The sequence below is a fragment of the Streptomyces cinereoruber genome (genome assembly GCF_009299385.1).
Taxonomy (GTDB): Bacteria; Actinomycetota; Actinomycetes; order Streptomycetales; family Streptomycetaceae; genus Streptomyces; species Streptomyces bikiniensis.
In genome coordinates this window covers 2,413,705-2,430,448 of sequence record NZ_CP023693.1, presented here as the reverse complement: position 1 = coordinate 2,430,448, position 16,744 = coordinate 2,413,705, and the positions used below count along the sequence as shown (strand labels likewise).

At 73.0% G+C, this 16,744-nt stretch carries 15 protein-coding genes; 7 read left to right on the top strand and 8 right to left on the bottom strand.

Going from position 1 to position 16,744, the window contains the following annotated elements; genetic code table 11:
- Positions 1-14: 14 nt before the first annotated feature.
- Positions 15-419 (top strand): MerR family transcriptional regulator, encoded by a 405-nt coding sequence (locus CP977_RS10800; RefSeq protein WP_109185861.1) that lies wholly within the window; start codon positions 15-17, stop codon positions 417-419.
- Positions 416-1,441, top strand: a complete 1,026-nt coding sequence (locus CP977_RS10795) for an aldo/keto reductase (protein ID WP_109185860.1) — start codon at positions 416-418, stop codon at positions 1,439-1,441. Before CP977_RS10800 ends, CP977_RS10795 begins: the two co-directional genes overlap by 4 nt.
- A gap of 35 nt (positions 1,442-1,476) precedes the next feature.
- Here the strand turns inward: CP977_RS10795 and CP977_RS10790 are convergent, their stop codons facing one another.
- The 7 genes from CP977_RS10790 to CP977_RS10760 all read right to left on the bottom strand — a co-directional run bounded on the left by CP977_RS10790 (position 1,477) and on the right by CP977_RS10760 (position 9,222).
- Positions 1,477-2,691, bottom strand: a complete 1,215-nt coding sequence (locus CP977_RS10790) for an acyltransferase family protein (protein ID WP_152369988.1) — start codon at positions 2,689-2,691, stop codon at positions 1,477-1,479.
- Positions 2,688-3,668, bottom strand: a complete 981-nt coding sequence (locus CP977_RS10785) for an alpha/beta hydrolase (RefSeq protein WP_152369987.1) — start codon at positions 3,666-3,668, stop codon at positions 2,688-2,690. The genes CP977_RS10790 and CP977_RS10785 overlap by 4 nt, the downstream gene beginning before the upstream one ends.
- A gap of 202 nt (positions 3,669-3,870) precedes the next feature.
- Positions 3,871-4,551, bottom strand: a complete 681-nt coding sequence (locus tag CP977_RS10780; RefSeq protein ID WP_062756000.1) for a response regulator — start codon at positions 4,549-4,551, stop codon at positions 3,871-3,873.
- The gene (locus CP977_RS10775; RefSeq protein ID WP_183953193.1) at positions 4,548-5,951 is read right to left on the bottom strand and encodes a sensor histidine kinase; all 1,404 of its coding nucleotides are present in this window, start codon (positions 5,949-5,951) and stop codon (positions 4,548-4,550) included. The genes CP977_RS10780 and CP977_RS10775 overlap by 4 nt, the downstream gene beginning before the upstream one ends.
- A gap of 175 nt (positions 5,952-6,126) precedes the next feature.
- Complete coding sequence (locus CP977_RS10770) at positions 6,127-7,143, bottom strand: DUF4429 domain-containing protein (protein WP_229991668.1); 1,017 nt, start codon at positions 7,141-7,143, stop codon at positions 6,127-6,129.
- Between the two features lie 65 nt (positions 7,144-7,208).
- Complete coding sequence (locus CP977_RS10765; RefSeq protein WP_062756005.1) at positions 7,209-8,429, bottom strand: alpha/beta hydrolase; 1,221 nt, start codon at positions 8,427-8,429, stop codon at positions 7,209-7,211.
- 136 nt (positions 8,430-8,565) lie between these two features.
- Complete coding sequence (locus tag CP977_RS10760; RefSeq protein ID WP_109185856.1) at positions 8,566-9,222, bottom strand: TetR family transcriptional regulator; 657 nt, start codon at positions 9,220-9,222, stop codon at positions 8,566-8,568.
- 162 nt (positions 9,223-9,384) lie between these two features.
- On the opposite strand from CP977_RS10760, the gene CP977_RS10755 reads away from it, so the two are divergent.
- Entirely contained in the window at positions 9,385-11,007 is a 1,623-nt protein-coding gene (locus CP977_RS10755) for an MFS transporter (protein ID WP_062756009.1), read from the top strand.
- Between the two features lie 157 nt (positions 11,008-11,164).
- Positions 11,165-11,590 (top strand): peptidase inhibitor family I36 protein, encoded by a 426-nt coding sequence (locus CP977_RS10750; RefSeq protein WP_308017223.1) that lies wholly within the window; start codon positions 11,165-11,167, stop codon positions 11,588-11,590.
- Positions 11,591-11,683: 93 nt separating this feature from the next.
- Here the strand turns inward: CP977_RS10750 and aceE are convergent, their stop codons facing one another.
- Positions 11,684-14,416 (bottom strand): pyruvate dehydrogenase (acetyl-transferring), homodimeric type, encoded by a 2,733-nt coding sequence (aceE, locus tag CP977_RS10745; protein WP_062756011.1) that lies wholly within the window; start codon positions 14,414-14,416, stop codon positions 11,684-11,686.
- Positions 14,417-14,832: 416 nt separating this feature from the next.
- Here aceE and CP977_RS10740 point away from each other — a divergent pair, with 416 nt between their 5' ends.
- The 3 genes from CP977_RS10740 to CP977_RS10730 all read left to right on the top strand — a co-directional run bounded on the left by CP977_RS10740 (position 14,833) and on the right by CP977_RS10730 (position 16,669).
- Positions 14,833-15,255: a DUF3052 domain-containing protein gene (locus tag CP977_RS10740; RefSeq protein WP_030210767.1), complete on the top strand. Its 423-nt coding sequence runs from the start codon at positions 14,833-14,835 to the stop codon at positions 15,253-15,255.
- Positions 15,256-15,451: 196 nt separating this feature from the next.
- Positions 15,452-15,910, top strand: a complete 459-nt coding sequence (locus CP977_RS10735) for a peroxiredoxin (RefSeq protein ID WP_109185854.1) — start codon at positions 15,452-15,454, stop codon at positions 15,908-15,910.
- Positions 15,911-16,093: 183 nt separating this feature from the next.
- Positions 16,094-16,669, top strand: coding sequence for a TerD family protein (locus CP977_RS10730; RefSeq protein WP_030210761.1), 576 nt, complete (start codon positions 16,094-16,096; stop codon positions 16,667-16,669).
- Positions 16,670-16,744: the final 75 nt, after the last annotated feature.

The window sequence follows — 16,744 nt, the reverse complement described above, 5'->3', positions numbered from 1 at the left end:
TTTAGCGTGGGGGCATGAGCGTGATCGCGAGCACGAGCGGTACCCGGGAGCACTACACCATCAGCGAGGTCGCCGCCCTGACCGGTCTCACGGCGCACACCCTGCGCTGGTACGAGCGGATCGGCCTCATGCCGCACGTCGACCGCTCGCACACGGGGCAGCGCCGCTTCACCACCCGCGACCTGGACTGGCTGGCCTTCGTGGGCAAGCTGCGGCTGACCGGGATGCCGGTCGCCGACATGGTCCGGTACGCCGAGCTGGTGCGCGCCGGGGACCACACCCGCGAGGAACGCCGCGAGCTCCTGGAGGCCACCCGGCGGAACGTCCTCGCCCGGGTCACCGAGCTCCGGGAGACGCTCGCCGTGCTCGACGTCAAGATCGCCCACTACGGGACCGCATGCGGAGGAACACCCACATGACCAGCGTGACCAGGATCGACACCGTACGCCTCGGGGGCCAGGACGGACCGGAGGTCGGGGTCCAGGGCTTCGGCGCCATGGGCATCAGCGAGTTCTACGGCGCCACCGACGAGGCCGCCGCCCGCGCCACCCTCGACGCCGCCCTGGAGGCCGGCGTCACCCTGATCGACACCGCCGACACCTACGGCCTCGGCGCCAACGAGGAGTTCCTCGCCCCCTTCCTCGCCGCCCACCGCGACGAGGTCGTCCTCGCCACCAAGTTCGCCATCGAGCGGCGCGCCGACGACCCCTCCCACCGGGGCATCCGCAACGACCCCGCGTACATCAGGAGCGCCGTCGAGAACAGCCTGCGCCGCCTCGGCGTGGAGACCATCGACCTCTACTACATGCACCGCCGCGACCCGGAGGTCCCGTTCGCCGAGTCCGTCGGCGCGATGGCCGAGCTGGTGCGGGAGGGCAAGGTCCGCTTCCTGGGCCTGAGCGAGGTCACCGGGCCCGAACTGCGCGAGGCCCACGCCGTGCACCCGATCGCCGCCCTCCAGTCGGAGTGGTCGCTCTTCTCCCGGGACGTGGAGCGCAGCGCCGTCGCCGCCGCCGCCGACCTGGGCGTGACCGTCGTGCCGTACTCGCCGCTCGGCCGGGGCTTCCTGACCGGGGCGTTCGCGGACGCCGCCAAGGACCTCCAGGGCGGTGACTTCCGGGTCCACCAGCCCCGGTTCACCGGCGAGAACGCGGAGCGGAACGCCGCCCTCCTCGACCCGGTCCGCAAGATCGCCGCCGCCCACGGGGCGACCCCGGCGCAGATCGCCCTCGCCTGGGTCCAGCAGCGGGCCGCCGTGCACGGCCTGACGGTCGTCCCGATCCCGGGCACCCGCAAGCGCTCCCGCCTCCTGGAGAACGCGGCCGCCACCCGCATCACCCTCACCGACGCCGAACTGGCCGAACTGGAGCCGATCGCCGGCCGGGTGGCGGGCGACCGCTACCCGGACATGAGCTTCACGGCGCTGAGCCGGGAGGTCTGAGCACACACGGGAGGTCCGAGCCCCGGGAAGGCTCCTCACCCCAGCCCCAGCGCGAAGACCCCGAAGCCCGCCGCGAGCACTCCCGCCAGCGCGCGGCGGGCGGGCCCGGCCCCCGTCCACGGGGACTCGAAGCGCCGCGCGTACCGCCCGATCAGGACGAGGAGCCCGGCGAAGACCGGCATCCAGGCGAGCCGGGCCAGGATCCAGCCGGCCGAGTCGGGCGCGCCGACCAGGCCCGGGACCTCCCCGGCGTACGCGGCGGGGACGGCGGCGGCGAGCATCGCCGTCTGGTGCCAGCACAGGACGGTCATCGCCGAGAGGTTGACGACCACGACCGGCGCCCAGAGCGCGGGCCGCCGCAGGAGCGCGCCGATCCGGTCGCGGAGCAGGACGGCTGCGCCGCTCTGCGCGGCGGCGAGCGCCAGGACGAGCAGCGACGGCGGATGCGAGTTGGTGCGGGCCTCGCCGGGGACGCCGACCATCGACGCCGGATAGCCGAAGAGGAGCAGCAGGACGGCGAAGAGGGCGGCCCCGCCGAGGAGCAGGGCCCACGCGTGGCGCCGGGTCACCCGGCCCTCGCCCCACGAGACGCCGAGCTGATAGGCGAAGAGCCAGCCGGGCAGGACGTTCAGGAGGCTCAGCCAGGACGGCACGGCGTCGGCGTACGGCCCGTAGCGCAGCAGGTCGACGACGGCGACCGAGCCGAGCAGCGGGGCCGCCGCCCACACCCCGAGGCGCCGGGCGGCCCGCACGCAGTACGGGGTGAGGGCGGTGACCACCGTGTAGACCCCGACGAACCAGAGCGGCTGGACCACCAGCGTGGACGCCGTCCGCAGGGTGTCCACGGGCACCCCGAGCCCGAAGTGGAGCAGGGGCAGGAGGGCCGCCCACACGGCGGTGACCCCGAGCACCGGCCGCCCGAGCCGGGCGAGCCGCCCCCCGAGCCACGCGCGCGTGGAGCCCTTCCGGCGCCGGTACGAGAGGACGGACGCGTACCCGCCGACCAGGAAGAAGATCCCCAGCATCTGGAGGACCCAGCTCACCGGCGCGAACCCGGGGAAGGCGCCGAGCGGGCTGGCGTTGTGGAGCGCGCCGTCGGGGGAGCGGGTGAAGCCGCCGAGCAGCCAGTGTCCGGTGGGCACGGCGAGCAGGGCGAGGGCCCGCAGCCCGTCGACGGCCCGGTCGCGGTGGGCGGGGGTGGCGTCCTCGATCCGCCGGGCCGTACGGCTCATCAGGGAGAGGGCGTTCATCGCACGTCCCCCTCGGCGATCGCCGCGAACGCGCGCAGGGACGAGGTCCCGGCCGCGAAGTAGCCCCCGTGCCCGGCGGCGTCCTCGGCCGGGATCCGGCGCGCCCCGAAGGACGGTTCGGTGGGATCGGCCCCGTGTCCGAGGCCCGCGAAGGAGACGTTCGGGACGCGGTCGATCCAGTCGGTGGGGTCCTTCGCCGCCCAGACCCGCGCGGAGGTGCCGAGTTCGGCGACGTTCTCGGCGCGCATCCCGGGCGAGCCGAAGACCACCAGGTCCTTCGCCTTCAGCTCGTGGGCGGCGAGCCCGCAGACCACCGAGCCGTAGCTGTGGCAGAACACCGAGGGCTCGGCGGCCCCGACGGCCGCCAGGCCGTCCGCGAACCGGGCGAGCCGCTCGGCCCCGGCCTCGGCGAGCCGGCCGGTGGCCGCGTCCAGACCGACGCCGACGGGGGTGGTGTACCCGGCCCAGGCGACGACCGCCGTCCGGCCGCCGGTGGCCCGGTGCAGCGCGGCCGCCATGTCCGCGAGCGGCCGGACGTGCCCGGCGTCGACGTCGGAGCCCGGCACGACCACCGCCATGTGCGCGGCCCGCGCCAGGTCCCCGTACACCAGGGCCACCTGCCCCCGGCCGCGCGGATCGTACGCGAGCACCCGCGCCCCGCCGAACGCCCCCTCCGTGACCAGGGCGTTGGCCTCGTACCGCAGCTCCGGAGGAACCCCGTCCAGATTCCCGACGACGCCCGGGTGCTCCCGCACCAACTTCCTCTTCTTTACCGGATCGAGTCCCGCGAAGAACCGCGCGATCCCGACCGGCCCCACCCGCCCCGGGTCCGGCAGCCCCGCACCCACCCACGCCCCCGTCCCGACCGGCGCCCCGGTCACGGCCTCCTGCGCGTCCCCGGACGCCCAACCGGCCGTCCCGGCGACCGCGACGGCCGCCAGGGCCACGCTGATCAGGGTCCTCGACATGCGGCGCATGGGCCCGCCCTCCCTCTCCGGATTCCCGTTCGTGCGCCGGTCGTCCGGCGACGGGAGGAAGGTAGGAAGGAGGTGGGTGACGGCACGTCACACCGGAGGGCCAACCGCCCTCTGATACCGGGGTAGGGGGTGGAGGAGCGGCCGTCCCCCGGGAGGGGGTGGGGTTTTCCCCCCGGGGGGTTCCCCCCGTCGTACTCGGGGATCAGGCCGAACCCGGCGTCACGAGCCCCGACTCGTACGCGAAGACCACCGCCTGGGCCCGGTCGCGCAGGTCCAGCTTGGCCAGGACCCGGCCGATGTGGGTCTTCACCGTCTGCTCGGCGAGGACCAGGCTCTCCGCGATCTCCTGGTTGGACAGGCCCCGGGCGATCAGCTCCAGGACCTCCGTCTCGCGCGGGGTGAGACCGTTCAGGCGCAGCGCCGCGGTGTCCCGGCGCGGGGCCGGGCGGGACGCGGCGAAGTCGGCGATCAGACGGCGGGTCACGGACGGGGCGAGCAGCGCCTCGCCCGCCGCCACCACCCGTACCGCCGCGATCAGGTCGGCCGGCGGCGCGTCCTTGAGGAGGAAGCCGGACGCGCCCGCGCGCAGCGCCTCGTACACGTAGTCGTCCACGTCGAAGGTGGTCAGCATCAGCACCTTCGGCCGGTGCGTGACCCCGGCCGGCGGGTGCAGGATCTCGCGCGCCGCCGCGAGCCCGTCCAGCTCGGGCATCCGCACGTCCATGAGGACCACGTCCGGGTGCGCCGACCGGGCCACCTCCACGCCCCGCAGCCCGTCCGGGGCCTCGCCGACGACGTCGATGTCGGGCTGCGCGGCGAGCAGCGCGGCGAAACCGGCCCGCACCATGGCCTGGTCGTCGACGATGATGACGCGGATGGTCACGTGGGGTCCTCCGGGCGCAGGGGAAGCCGGGCGGCGACCCGGAAGCCGCCGTCGGGCAGCGGCCCGGTGTCCAGCGAGCCGCCGGTCAACCGTACGCGCTCCCGCATGCCGACGAGCCCGTGCCCGGTGCCGGACGCCCCCCGCTCCACCGCCGAACCCTCCTCCAGGGAGGGACCGTTGACGACGAGGACCGTCAGCCACCCGTCGTCCGCCCGGACCGAGACGCGGGTCGCGGCGCCGGGCGCGTGCCGGACGACGTTCGCCAGGGCCTCCTGCACGATCCGGTACGCGGACAGGTCCACCGCCTGCGGGACGTCCCCCAGGTCGGCGGCGAGCCGCAGCTCGGCCGGCACCCCGGCCCGCACGGTCGCCTCCACCAGCTGCTGGAGCCGGTCGAGCCCCGGCTGCGGGGCCAGTTCGGCCCCACCGCCCTCGCCGCCGCCGTCGCTGCGCAGGACGGAGAGCAGCCGGCGCATCTCGGCCAGGGACTCGCGCGCGCTCGCCGCGATGGAGCCGAACTCCTCGCGGGCCGCGTCGGGAAGCTCCGGGATGCGGTACGGCGCCGAGTCGGCCTGCACGGTGATCACGGACATGTGGTGGGCCACGACGTCGTGCAGCTCGCGCGCGATCCTGGCCCGCTCCTCCAGGAGCGTGCGACGGGACCGCTCGGCCTCGCTGATGGTCTCCTGCTCCACGAGCCGCCGCTGGGCGTCGCCACGCGCGCGTACCGCCGAGGTGAGCAGGAGCAGCACCCCGCTCAGGACGAACAGCAGGGTGTGGACGCTGGTGTACCCGGCGGGCCGGAACGCCTCCAGGACGTATCCGGCCGCGCCCGTCGCCAGCCAGACGCCGAACAGCGCCCGGCGGGACTCGCGCAGGCCGAGCGCGACCATCAGCGCGCAGTAGCCGACGACGAGCGGCGGGGTCCAGGGCCACAGGCTGGCGTGCGGGCCGTCGGTGCCGAGCAGCACGAGCGCGCCGAGCACGTCGGCGGCGAAGACGATCCACCAGGCCTGGAGGGGGCGGGTGACGGCGAGCAGCAGCGGCGCGGTCTGCGCGGTGCCGAACGCCCCGGCGAGGGCGCCGTTGAGGCCGTAGTCGTCGGTGAGGAGGAGGACGGTGGTGGGGAGGAGCGAGGCGGTGAGGGCGAGGGCGACGACGTACGGGAGGAGCCGCACCCAGCGCGGGGAGGCGTCGGCGAGGAGGGGCGCCCCCGGGGAGGTCGGGGTTGTGAGCGCGGCCCCGAGACCCCGGAACGCCTCGCGCACCCGGACGGCGGACCGGCGGCCGGGGGGCCGGGGAGCGGCGGACGGCTCGGGCCGGGGAGCGGTCGGCGGGGGCGTGGTGGGCGGTTCGGGCCGGGGCGGGAGGGGCGGTTCGGGCCGCGGTTCGGTGCTCATGGCCCGCCCAGCGTAGGCAGCGGCCCCCGTCCCCGGCGTCATACCGGGGAGCGGGGTGCGGCCTGATACCGGGGTATGACCCGGGACGTCCCGGAGCCGGCCTCGGGGTTCGGGCCGGGGTTCGGGCCCAGGTCCGGGGCCGGCCCCGGACCCGCCCCGGCTCCGCTCCCGGACCTCAGAGCTCCGCGAGCAGCTCCGCCTTCTTCGTGGAGAACTCCTCGTCCGTCACGAGCCCCGCCCGGTGCAGCTCGCCCAGGTGCCGAATCCTTTCGGCGACCGCCCCGGGGGTCCGGGACCCGACGGGCACGGGGGCGCGGTCCGAGCTCCGGATCGCCGCGAGGACCGCCGCCGCGAAGGGCAGGGACTCGTGGACGAGCCCGTAACCGAGGCCGAAGACGACGGACGCCGGGTCGTGGTCGGGCTGGGTGGGCCGGGGCCCGCCGTCCCGGGCCAGCAGCCGCAGGTGCCCGTCGAAGACGTCGGGCGAGCGCCACTCGATCCCGCACAGGTCCCGTACCGAGAAGGTCTGGTCGCCCGCCTTCCACTTCTCCGAGGAGGCCCCCGTCCAGAACCAGCGGAACGAGACCTCCGCACGTCCGTCGAAGCTCGCCTTCCCGTCGTACGCCTTGAAGGACAGCGGCCCGGACGGCGGCGCCACGAGGAACCGCTCGGCGGGCGCCACGGCCCCGCCCGCCCCGTACGGGTCCTCCGCCCCGCCGAGCGCGTCGAGCGCGCCGCCCCGGTCGGGACCGCCGAGTCCGCCGTGCCCGTCGGGTCCGCCGTGCCCGTCGAGCGCGTCGAGTCCGTCGTACGGCCCGCCCGCGCCGTGTCCGGCGGCCCCCGCGGCCTCCGGCTCCGGCGGCAGGAGCGCCCGCAGTTCGTCCCGGTAGTACTCGGCGAGCGTCTCCTGGTCCGTCGGGAGCACGAGCCGGTACGGATCGGAGCTCTCCTTGAGTTGCCCCGCGGCCGCCTCCATCAGCGGATCGGCACCCGGTCTCGGCACGGCGTGCAGCACGACGGTGCCCCGTTTCCCGGGAGTGAGCGTCACGGACGCCAGCGCCTCGTACGGTACGCGCCGCTCGCGCAGCACCTGGTACAGCTTCGGCGTGCGGATCCCCCGTTCGAAACGGATGACGAGGGCGTCGCTCTCGAACTCCCAGGCGGCATGAATTCCGGCCAGCACATCACCCATACGCCTCATCGTAAGCGGCGCCCGCTCCGGCGTCGCCCCTGTGAAAGGTCCCGAAATCGCGGGATCTACGCGCGTCGGGACCCTTCCGCGCCGGATATTCCGTCGTGGCAAGCGCTGTCGGCACGTGCGCAGACCAGCCGCGGGTAGGCGCCGACGCCTATCGCGGCGAGGTTCCCGAGGCTCACCGTCCCCGGCGTGAAATAGCCGCTGTGGCCCGCGGCCCCGCCCGCCGAGAGCAGCCGCGCGCCGAACTCGGGCGCCACCGGGTCCGCCCCGTGCCCGAGCCCGCCCACCTCCAGGTGCGGCACGTCGGCGATCCAGTCGTCCGCGTCCCGCATCGCCCAGATCCGGGCCGGGGTGGCGAGGTCGGCGGCCCGCTCCACCCGCATGCCGGGGCTTCCGGAGACGGCCACGTCCGTCACCCGGGCGGGCAGCCGGGGCGCGGCGACCCCGCAGAGCACGGAGCCGTAGCTGTGGCAGAAGAGCGCCACCCGGGCGTCCCCGGGGAGCGATTCGGCCAGTCCGACGAGCCGTGCGGCGCCCGACTCGGCGAGCCGGCCGGTCAGCGCGTCGACGCCGATCCCGGCGGGCGCGGTGTAGTCGGCCCAGGCGATCACCGCGACCCCGGCCCCGGGCACGGCCCGCCGCTCGGCGTCGTAGAGGGCCTGCGCCATGCCGGCGGGGGCCCCGTACCGGCCGTGGGTCCGCTGGAAGGTGAGGAGGTTGGTGTCGACGCCGGGCACGACCACCGAGACGCGCCGGGCCCGCTCCAGGTCACCGAGCACCTCGGCGACCCGCCCCGTCCCCGTCGGGTCGAACGCGAGGATCTGCCGGCCCGGCCGCAGCAGCGAGGCGAAGCGGTCGATCCGGCGCTGCGCCTCGTGGCGGCCCTCGGGGGAGAGCCGGGGGTCGCCGGTCCTGCCGCGCTCGGCGTCGTACGCGCGGGCGAGCGTGATCCGGTTGGCGCGGTAGCGCAGGGCGACCGGGGCGCCGGCGAGGTTGCCGACGACGAACGGGTGCCGTGCGGCGAGCCGCGCCCCGTCCGCAGGGCCGAGCCCGGCGAAGAACGCCGCGACGGTACGGGGCGGGGCCGCCGGGCCGGGGAGCGGGCGGTGACCGACCCGGTCGCGAGCCCAGGCGGCGAGCGCGGCCTCGCGGGAGGGCCCCGGCGGGGGCTGGTGCCGGACCGTGGTCCACCCGGTGGTCGCGAGGAGCACGAGCACGACGACGAGCGCGAGCAGGGCGCGCGCGGCGACGGGGGCGGGAGCGGTGTCGGCAGGTGTCACGGGCCGCCACCCTACGGGGCGGTGGGAACGGTTCCGTACCAGGTGGGACGGAGGTCACGCTTCCGCGGGACCCGGAACCGAACGGGCCCGGAAGCCGTCCGGCACCGGACCGGGGGCACCCCGTACTGCACGCCCCCTAGAGAGCGCCCCGGCCCTCCCCGGGCCGGTCCCGCCAGTGCGGGGCGAGCGCCGGGCCGAGGTGGTCGAGGTACTCCTCGGTGAGCGCGCGGATGGCCTCCAGGCTCTGGTCCTCCCCCCGGCCCCACATCTGCGCGGTCACCCGCATCACCCCGCTGAACGCGGCCACCGCGATCCGGGGCCGCGGGTCCGCGTCCACGTCGACGCCCTCGCGCTCGGCGATGATCCGGGCGATCGTCTCCTCCATCTCGGTGGAGCGGCGCAGATGGACGGCGAGCAGCGCGGGCGTGGACTCGATCAACTGGAAGGTGCGCAGGTACAGCTCGACCGGGACGACCGCGGTGATGGCCTCGCCGATGGTGTCCCAGGAGGAGAGGACGGCGTTGCGCATCGCGTCGAGGGGGCCCTCGGCCGGGGGCCGCTGCCCGAGGGAGCGGACGAAGCGCTCCTCCACCATCTGCTGGACGGCGAAGGCGACCTCCTCCTTGGAGGAGAAGTAGCGGAAGAAGGTGCGCTGGGAGACCTCGACGGCCTCGACGATCTCGTCGACAGTGGTCCGCTCGTACCCCTGGACGGTGAAGAGCTCCAGGGCCACCCGGATCAGCGCGTCACGCGTCCGCTGCTTCTTCCGCTCGCGCAGACCGGGCAAGGTCACCTCGGGATCCTCTTCTCGGGCATCTTCTCCGGCCCTTCTCCGGGCGTCCTCCGGACGCTTTCGCGCCTTTTCTTCCAGCTCAGCCTACCTGTGAGCTACGTGACAGTTACCGACGCGTGAATCGCTTTGTCAATTGTCAGTGACTGTCACTAGCCTCCGGGTATGACTAGTCAGACCACCGTGGAAAAGGCCCCGCAGGGCCAGGGGGGAACCCCGGGACCCGTGCCGGGTCCGGCGAAGGGACTGCGCGGCCATCCCTGGCTGACCCTGTTCGCCGTCGCCGTGGGCGTGATGATGGTCGCGCTCGACGGCACGATCGTCGCGATCGCCAACCCCGCCATCAAGGACGACCTCGACGCCACGCTCGCCCAGGTCCAGTGGATCACCAACGGCTACCTGCTCGCGCTCGCCGTCGCCCTGATCACCGCCGGCAAGCTCGGTGACCGCTTCGGCCACCGCCAGACCTTCCTCATCGGCATCGCCGGCTTCGCCGCCGCCTCCGGCGCGATCGGCCTCTCCGACTCCATCGCGGCCGTGATCGCCTTCCGCATCCTCCAGGGCCTCTTCGGCGCCCTGCTGATGCCGGCCGCGCTCGGCCTGCTGCGCGCCACCTTCCCCGCCGAGAAGCTGAACATGGCCATCGGCATCTGGGGCATGGTCATCGGCGCCTCGACGGCCGGCGGCCCGATCGTCGGCGGCCTGCTCGTCGAGCACGTCAGCTGGCAGTCCGTCTTCTTCATCAACGTCCCGGTCGGCGTCCTCGCGCTCGTCCTCGGCCTGGTGATCCTGAAGGACCACCGCGCGGAGAACGCGCCGCGCTCCTTCGACGTCCCCGGCATCCTGCTGCTCTCCGGCGCCATGGGCACCCTGGTCTGGGGCCTCATCAAGGCCGGCGAGTCCTGGGGCTGGGGCGGCGCCAAGACGTGGGGCTGCCTGCTCGGCGCGGTGCTCCTCTTCGTGCTCTTCGCCGTCTGGGAGACCAAGGTCGAGGAGCCGCTCGTCCCGCTGGGCATGTTCCGCTCCGTGCCGCTCTCGGCCGGTGTGGTCCTGATGGTCCTGATGGCCTTCGCCTTCATGGGCGGCCTGTTCTTCGTGACCTTCTACCTCCAGGGCGTGAAGGGTCTCAGCCCGGTCGACAGCGGTCTGCACCTGCTGCCGCTGACCGCGATGATGATCGTCTCCTCGCCACTGGCCGGTGCGCTGATCACCAAGTTCGGCCCGCGCGTGCCGCTGGTCGGCGGCATGGTCTGCACGGCCGCCGCGATGTTCGGCATGATCACGCTCTCCGCCGGGACCGGCACCCTCGCCATGTCCCTCTGGTTCGCCCTCCTCGGCCTGGGCCTCGCCCCGGTCATGGTCGGCGCCACCGAGGTCATCGTCGGCAACGCCCCGCTGGAGCTCTCCGGCGTGGCCGGTGGTCTGCAGCAGGCCGCCATGCAGGTCGGCGGCGCGCTCGGCACGGCCGTGCTCGGCGCCGTCATGTCCTCCAAGGTCTCCGGCGTCTTCGCGGACAACTGGAAGGCGGCCGGCATCCCCGCCCCGGTCAACCCGCAGCTGGAGCAGGCCGCCGAGTTCGGCATGGCCCCGCCGGAGCTGGCCAAGGCGCCGGGGATGACCCCCGACCTCGTCCAGGTGATCACCAAGGTGATCCACGACACCTTCCTCCAGGGCATGGGCCTGGCCTTCACCGTCGCCGGTGTCGTCGCGGTCGTCGCGGCGGCCGTCGCCCTGCTGACCAAGCGCGGCGAGAACGCGGAGGCGGGCATGGGCGGAGCCCACATCTGACCTGCGCGTTTCCTTTTCCTCGATGGCCCCCTCCGGATCCGGTCCGGAGGGGGCCATCGCCCGTTCGAGTGAAGAAGCTTTGGCCCTCTTCTCAACAGGCGGTGACCTCCGGCAGAGTTCTCGTAACGGAGAGTGACGAAACCGGGGGTTGAGAACCTTGCGCGACCTGTCCTTGCGTGACCTGTGTACGAAGCGATTCCTCACGACCGCCGTCCTGGCGGTCCTGCTCCTCACCGCCCTGCCGGCCTCGGCCACGGCGACCGCCACGCCCGCCACCAAGCCCGCCGCCTCGGGACCGAAGCTCGGCGCCTGCGGTCCCGGGAAGCTTTGCCTCTGGCCCAAGCCTGACTTCAAGGGCAGGGCTTGGACCCACGAGCTGGCCACGACCGACGTCGACAGCTGTGTCGCCCTGCCGGCCGGCACCTCGGCCCAGTCCCTCGCGAACCGCACCGGGCGGCCGGTCACCGCCTACCAGTCCGCCGAGTGCGAGGAGACGGGCGAGTTCGAGACCTACCCGGGGAAGGGGACCTGGGTGCCGCAGACGCCCTACGAGGTCAGAGCGTTCAAGATCTGGGAGCGGTAGGCCAGGCCGGGAGCCGTGGCCCGGGGGAAACGGTGAGGGGCGGCGGAACCGTCGGTCCCGCCGCCCCTCACCTTTCCCCTTACGGGGTACGGCTCACGCGTCGCCGCCCGCCGCGCCCGGGTCCGCCGCCGCCACGTCGAGCAGCTGGTAGCGGTCCACGGCCTGCTTCAGGACCGACCGCTCGACCTTGCCCTCGCGGGCCAGCTCGGTCAGCACCGCGAGCACGATCGACTGGGCGTCGATGTGGAAGTAGCGACGGGCCGCGCCCCGCGTGTCCGCGAAGCCGAAGCCGTCCGCGCCCAGCGAGGTGTACGTGCCGGGGACCCAGCGGGAGATCTGGTCCGGCACCGCGCGCATCCAGTCCGAGACCGCCACGAACGGGCCCTCGGCGCCCTGGAGCTTGCGCGTCACGTACGGGACGCGCTGCTCCTCGTCCGGGTGGAGCAGGTTGTGCTCCTCGACGGCCACGGCCTCGCGGCGCAGCTCGGTCCAGGAGGTGGCGGACCAGACGTCGGCCCGCACGTTCCACTCCTCGGCGAGGATCCGCTGGGCCTCGATCGCCCACGGCACGCCGACGCCGGAGGCCAGGATCTGCGCGGGGATCGTGCCCGACTCGGCCGGCTTGAAGCGGTGGATGCCCTGGAGGATGCCCTCCACGTCCACGTCCTCCGGCTCGGCCGGGTGCTGGATCGGCTCGTTGTAGACGGTCAGGTAGTAGAAGACGTCCTCGGCCTCGGGGCCGTACATCCGGCGCAGGCCGTCCTTGACGATGTGCGCGATCTCGAAGCCGAACGCCGGGTCGTAGGCGATGCAGGCAGGGTTGGTGGAAGCGAGGAGGTGGGAGTGTCCGTCCGCGTGCTGGAGGCCCTCGCCGGTCAGCGTCGTGCGGCCGGCGGTGGCGCCGAGGACGAAGCCGCGCGCCAGCTGGTCGGCCATCTGCCAGAACTGGTCGCCGGTCCGCTGGAAGCCGAACATCGAGTAGAAGACGTACACCGGGATCAGCGGCTCGCCGTGCGTGGCGTACGCGGAGCCGGCGGCGATCAGCGAGGCCGTGCAGCCGGCCTCCGAGATGCCGTCGTGCAGCATCTGGCCGGTCGGCGACTCCTTGTAGGCGAGGAGGAGTTCGCGGTCCACCGCCTCGTACTGCTGGCCCAGCGGGTTGTAGATCTTGGCGCTCGGGAAGAACGCGTCCATGCCGAAGGTGCGGTACTCGTCGGGGGCGATCAGCACGAAGCGCTTGCCGATCTCCTTGTCCCGCATGAGGTCCTTCAGGATGCGGACGAACGCCATGGTGGTGGCGATCGACTGCTGGCCCGAGCCCTTCTTGGCCGCCGCGTAGGCCTTGTCGTCGGGGAGCTCCAGCGGCTCCGCCCGCACGACCCGGGTCGGCACGTACCCGCCGAGCGCCTTGCGGCGGTCGTGCATGTACTGGATCTCCTCGGAGTCCCGGCCCGGGTGGTAGTACGGGGGCAGGCCCTCCTCCAGCTGCTTGTCCGTGATCGGGATGTGCAGCCGGTCGCGGAAGCGCTTGAGGTCGTCGACCGTCAGCTTCTTCATCTGGTGGGTCGCGTTGCGGCCCTCGAAGTTCGGGCCGAGCGTCCAGCCCTTGACGGTCTGCGCGAGGATCACGGTCGGCTGGCCGGCGTGGGCCTTCGCCGCCGCGTAGGCCGCGTAGATCTTCCGGTGGTCGTGGCCGCCGCGGCCCAGGTGCAGGACCTGCTGGTCCGACATGCCCTCGACCATGGCCCGCAGCCGGTGGTCGTCGCCGAAGAAGTGGTCCCGGATGTAGCCGCCGGTCTCCGTGGCGTACGTCTGGAACTGCCCGTCCGGGGTGGTGTTCAGCTTGTTGACCAGGATGCCGTCCCGGTCCTGCGCGAGCAGCGGGTCCCAGGAGCGGTCCCAGATCAGCTTGATGACGTTCCAGCCGTTGCCCCGGAAGATCGACTCCAGCTCCTGGATGATCTTGCCGTTGCCGCGCACCGGGCCGTCGAGCCGCTGGAGGTTGCAGTTGACGACGAAGGTGAGGTTGTCCAGGCCCTCGCGGGCCGCGATGGACAGCTGGCCGAGGGACTCCACCTCGTCCATCTCGCCGTCGCCGAGGAACGCCCACACGTGCGACTTGGAGGTGTCGGCGATGCCGCGAGCCTCCATGTAGCGGTTCATCCGGGCCTGGTAGATCGCGCCGAGCGGGCCGAGGCCCATCGACACCGTCGGGAACTCCCAGAAGTCCGGCATCAGCCGCGGGTGCGGATAGGAGGAGAGGCCGTTCGGGAACTTCGACCTCTCCTGGCGGAAGCCGTCGAGCTGGGCCTCGTTCAGCCGGTCCAGCAGGTACGCGCGGGCGTAGATGCCGGGGGAGGCGTGGCCCTGGAAGAAGATCTGGTCGCCGCCGTCGCCCTCGTCCTTGCCGCGGAAGAAGTGGTTGAAGCCGACGTCGTAGAGGGAGGCGGAGGAGGCGAAGGTGGCGATGTGGCCACCGACGCCGATGCCCGGGCGCTGGGCGCGCGAGACCATCACGGCCGCGTTCCACCGGGTGGCGTTGAGGACCTTGCGCTCGATCTCCTCGTTGCCGGGGAAGAAGGGCTCGTCCTTGGTGGCGATGGTGTTGACGTAGTCCGAGCTGCGCATCTCGGGCACGGCCACGCGCTTCTCGCGGGCGCGCTCGATCAGGCGGAGCATGAGGTAGCGGGCGCGTGCCCGGCCCCGCTCGTCGACGGCAGCGTCGAGGGAGTCGAGCCATTCCTGGGTCTCTTCCGGATCGAAGTCCGGGACCTGGCTGGGAAGGCCGCCAATGATGATCGGGTTGCGATCGGATCCGGGAGCCACGCTCTTCCTTCGCTGTTCGGGGTGGTCACGGGGCCACGGCACGGTCGGGATGTCCATCGTGTACCCCGTCGACACCGGACGTCATCTTTACCGAGGGGTAACCCCCGGGGGCGCCCTCCGGGTGCCAGGGTCTGGTCAAATCGCAACCTTACGCCCAACTCGCGCATGCGTTTCGTCCGGGCGTTCGGCAGACTGAAGAGTCAGAAGTCCTCGAAAGCGGACGAATCGCTCGCACCCGATCACGGAGGGGGTCCCCCGGTGCCGGAAGTTGCGGCGAGACGGCCCCAAACGTCACCGTTTCGGCGGTCTCCGGGGCCGGGTACTTGCGCGATCCGCCCCGGCACGTGTGGACTACGGCCAGCGCCGCGCGCACACGCGCGGCCCACAGCATTTTCCGAATGAGCAGGAGGCAAGCCGTGAGCGCGACCGCGGACCACGCGGAGGAGCGGACCAACCCGGCCTCGAGGCTGGGGTTCGAGCCCGGACAGGTGGTCCAGGAGATCGGCTACGACGACGACGTCGACCAGGATCTCCGTGAAGGCATCGAGTCCATCATCGGGGCCGATCTCGTGGACGAGGACTACGACGACGTCGCCGACGGCGTCGTCCTGTGGTTCCGCGACGAGGACGGCGATCTCACCGACGCACTGGTGGACGCCATCAGTCTTCTGGAGGACGGCGGCGTGATCTGGCTGCTGACGCCGAAGACCGGCCGCGACGGCTACATCGAGCCGAGCGACATCAACGATGCCGCGCAGACCGCTGGGCTCTCCCAGACCAAGAGCATCGTCGTCGCCAAGGACTGGGCGGGCACCCGCCTGGCGACCCCGAAGCGCTGAACCATCCCCGTGGAGGCCCCCGCCGGACCCGGTCCGGCGGGGGCCTCTGCGCAGTACGGGGCGCGCCTCCGCGCACGGCCGCGGACTCCCGGGCAAGGGCCTCCGCGGGCGGGCGTAGGGTGGGGTTCACCGTTTCGGCCCAGGGCCCGGGTTCCGTCGTCCCGGGCCGGGCCCCGTCGAGAGGGACGCGCACGCGATGGCGATCGAGGTCGGCACCGAGGCCCCGGATTTCGAGCTCAAGGACAACCACGGGCGCGCCGTCCGGCTCTCCGGCTTCCGCGGCGAGAAGAACGTCCTGCTCTTCTTCTACCCCTTCGCCTTCACCGGCGTCTGCACCGGCGAACTGCGCGAGCTCCGCGCCCACCTCCCGTCCTTCGTCAACGACGACACCCAGCTCCTCGCCGTCTCCGCCGACTCCGTCCCCACCCTGCGCGTCTTCGGCGACCAGGAGGACCTGGAGTTCCCGCTGCTCTCCGACTTCTGGCCGCACGGCGAGACCTCCCGCGCCTACGGCGTCTTCGACGAGGAGAAGGGCTGCGCGGTGCGCGGCACCTTCGTCGTCGACAAGGCGGGATTCGTCCGCTGGAGCGTCGTCAACGCCCTGCCGGACGCCCGCGACACCGCCGACTACGTGAAGGCGCTCGAAGCCCTCTGAGGGGCGCGACGGGGCCCCGGCGGGGTCCCGGAACGGCTTCCTGAGGGGTTCCGGGGCCGACACCCGCGGATTCACCGGGCGAATCGACTGTTTCGACCGGGAACCCCTCACTAGGATCCAGACGTTGATCCGATGCCAACGCACGACTGGGGGCGCTGCCCCTGGAAACCTATGGAGGGACTCGTGGGAGTCAGCCTCAGCAAGGGCGGCAACGTCTCGCTGACCAAGGAGGCCCCTGGCCTCACCGCCGTGACCGTCGGTCTGGGCTGGGACGTCCGCACCACCACCGGTACGGACTTCGACCTCGACGCCAGCGCCATCCTGGTGAGCGAGGAGGGCAAGGTCCGCAACGACCAGGACTTCGTCTTCTTCAACAACCTGAAGAGCGCCGACGGCTCCGTCGAGCACACCGGTGACAACCTCACCGGCGAGGGCGAGGGCGACGACGAGCAGGTCAAGGTCAACCTGGCGGGCGTGCCGGCCGACGTGGCCAAGATCGTCTTCCCGGTCTCGATCTACGACGCGGAGAACCGCCAGCAGTCCTTCGGCCAGGTGCGCAACGCGTTCATCCGCGTCGTGAACCAGGCCGGAGGCGCCGAGATCGCCCGGTACGACCTCTCCGAGGACGCCTCGACCGAGACCGCCATGGTCTTCGGCGAGCTGTACCGCCACGGTGCGGAGTGGAAGTTCCGCGCCGTCGGCCAGGGCTACGCCTCGGGCCTGCGCGGCATCGCGCAGGACTTCGGCGTCAACGTCTGAGCCGAACCGCACGAACCGTCCGGCGCCGCACTCGGAAGTGCGGCGCCGGACGTGCCTCATCATCCACCGGGGAGG

Coding starts and splice junctions, on each gene's coding strand:
- CP977_RS10785 (WP_152369987.1), bottom strand. CDS start 3,668: ATGCGCCGCATGTCGAGGACCCTGATCAGCGTGGCCCTGGCGGCCGTC.
- CP977_RS10790 (WP_152369988.1), bottom strand. CDS start 2,691: ATGAACGCCCTCTCCCTGATGAGCCGTACGGCCCGGCGGATCGAGGAC.
- CP977_RS10800 (WP_109185861.1), top strand. CDS start 15: ATGAGCGTGATCGCGAGCACGAGCGGTACCCGGGAGCACTACACCATC.
- CP977_RS10775 (WP_183953193.1), bottom strand. CDS start 5,951: ATGAGCACCGAACCGCGGCCCGAACCGCCCCTCCCGCCCCGGCCCGAA.
- CP977_RS10770 (WP_229991668.1), bottom strand. CDS start 7,143: ATGGGTGATGTGCTGGCCGGAATTCATGCCGCCTGGGAGTTCGAGAGC.
- CP977_RS10735 (WP_109185854.1), top strand. CDS start 15,452: ATGGCGATCGAGGTCGGCACCGAGGCCCCGGATTTCGAGCTCAAGGAC.
- CP977_RS10755 (WP_062756009.1), top strand. CDS start 9,385: ATGACTAGTCAGACCACCGTGGAAAAGGCCCCGCAGGGCCAGGGGGGA.
- CP977_RS10795 (WP_109185860.1), top strand. CDS start 416: ATGACCAGCGTGACCAGGATCGACACCGTACGCCTCGGGGGCCAGGAC.